Annotated in this window: 1 protein-coding gene; it reads right to left on the minus strand. The window is 69.4% G+C overall.

Translation table 11 applies throughout. The features are described 5' to 3' along the window. Positions 1 to 12: 12 nt before the first annotated feature. The gene (locus ACIBVL_RS43205) at positions 13 to 1,470 is read right to left on the minus strand and encodes an NF041680 family putative transposase (protein ID WP_399106777.1); all 1,458 of its coding nucleotides are present in this window, start codon (positions 1,468 to 1,470) and stop codon (positions 13 to 15) included. Between the last annotated feature and the right edge of the window lie 144 nt (positions 1,471 to 1,614).

The raw sequence follows: 1,614 nt of genomic DNA on the forward strand, positions 1-1,614 counted from the left end.
CTAGCTTGATCTTTAACCTGTGCGGCGGGGTCGTGGGGTTGTTGACTTCTTGGTTCGCTGTTTCGTAGTGCCTGGTTTGCGGACGGTGTGCACGTCGTAGCGCGGGGTGGGCCGGGTGTTCTTGCGGCCGGGTGGTCGTCCCGGGCCGGGGTGGGAGGATTTCGGTGCTCTGGCGGGGCATGCTGCCTGCGGGCGCAGGTGCCGAAAGTCGCGGCGGACGCGGGCCGGGGTGAGCCTGTTCGGCGGGCTCGGCTTCTCCCACGGCCGGCGCAGGTCGGCCGCCAGCGGCCGGGCCAGCCGCAGCTGGGTGTAGACGGCGAGGATCAGCCAGGTCCACCGGTCAGCCGCCTCAGGAGTACGGATCTTCGGGCAGGTCCAGCCCAGCGTCTGCTTGAACAGCCGGAACGTGTGCTCGATGTCGAAGCGGCGCAGGAAGACCTGCCAGAGCAGGTCGACTTGAGTGTCGGTGGCATCGGTGCGGGACCACCACAACCACACCGGCTTCGGGGTCGCGCCGCTGGGCAGGTACTCGACCTGCAGACGGATCACAGTGCCCTCGATGACCGGCAGAGCGCCCAGCTGGGAGACCCACGCAGAGCGGTGAGTCAGCCTGGGGTGGAGCCGGTCCCAGGCCCTGGCGGTTGCCGTGCCATACAGACGGGTCTCGGTCACCGTCGCCGCATCGGGAGTGTTCCAGGTGGCCGGATCGCCGAAGACGAACTCGCCGCCGTGGCGGGGCGGACGACCCCGGGTGCCCGGCTCGCGGGGCGGGGCCGCCCGGCGCAGGACCCGGTCCGAGCGCATCCGGCCCAGCACCTGCACCGGCAAGTCCTTGAGCAGGTGGGCCAGGCGGGGCACGTCGTATCCGGCGTCCACCACGATGAGGACGTCCGGGTCGCCGTCCTTCCACTGCCCGGCCTCCATCAGCCGCTCGATGAGCTCGCGCATCTGCCGGGCGGTGACGGTGGCGGCGTCGTCCCCCGGCGCCAGACGCAGCGCGTCCAGCGGCGCGGTCCAGGAACTGCGGCCTGCTTCCAGCGCGCAGATCACCGAATAGGGCCAGCCAGGGACGGGGATGTGCTGGTCCTTGCCACGTCCGTAGGTGTGACACAGGATCCGCTGTGGTGAGGTGTGCGCGTCGGGACGCGGCCAGCAGGTGATGTCGGCGGCCAGCACCAGCCGGCCGTCCGCCGCCCTCGGCAGCGGCACCGCAGCCAGGGCCCGCCGCAGCCGAGCAATGTCCATCCGACCCGCGGCCAGGGCGTCATACAGCCCGCCGTGTCCGCGGCGATGCTCGCCCACCAGCGAGAGTTCCACCAGCGAGCGGACCGGGCCGTCCGCACACAGCACGGCGTCGGCCAGCTCGAACAGAGCATCCGAACGCCTCGTCAGACAGGAGTAGAACTCGCCCCGGAAGCATGACAGTTCCGCGAACGGTTCCTGCCGGACAGCATGGTGCAACAGACTCATCCCCACGGCCTTCGCGCTGATCACGTGTATTCCTTGGTCGGAGCACATGGTCAGCCGAAGGCCGCCTGCACATAGGGCAGTTACCGACGCGAGTGATCAAGTACGACGAGCCGTTCGAGACCCGAGGTTAAAGATCAAGCTAGG

The organism is Streptomyces sp. NPDC049687, assembly GCF_044465285.1.
Classification (GTDB): domain Bacteria; phylum Actinomycetota; class Actinomycetes; order Streptomycetales; family Streptomycetaceae; genus Streptomyces.

What these genes read in the sequence shown, in the direction of transcription:
- ACIBVL_RS43205 (WP_399106777.1), bottom strand. Translation starts at nt 1,470, where the DNA reads ATGAGTCTGTTGCACCATGCTGTCCGGCAGGAACCGTTCGCGGAACTG.